The organism is Flavobacterium polysaccharolyticum (genome assembly GCF_038739875.1).
Lineage (GTDB): Bacteria > Bacteroidota > Bacteroidia > Flavobacteriales > Flavobacteriaceae > Flavobacterium > Flavobacterium polysaccharolyticum.
The window spans coordinates 1-210 of record NZ_JBCGDP010000127.1 but is presented as its reverse complement, the minus strand read 5'-3'; the positions used below and the strand labels follow the sequence as shown (position 1 = coordinate 210).

At 42.9% G+C, this 210-nt stretch carries 1 protein-coding gene; it reads right to left on the bottom strand.

Annotation, left to right across the window (positions count from 1 at the left end; genetic code table 11):
- The coding region (locus tag WFZ86_RS20360; protein ID WP_342693648.1) for a hypothetical protein at positions 1 to 210 on the bottom strand (210 nt) is incomplete at both ends.

Here is a 210-nt window from a genome sequence, read left to right as displayed (position 1 = left end):
TAGTATCCGCTATTACAATACTTTGATTTTGTGTCGTGCTGTTGGTTCCATCTGAATACGTCCAAACTACTGTTGTAGAGGAAGTAATAGGAAGAACCGCTGTAGTACTAGCTGTAACAACTCCCAAACAATTGTCGGTAGCCGTTGGTGGAGTAAGACTCGTAACACTACATTGTGCGGTAATCGTAGGAAGTGTAGCAGCATCTGCAA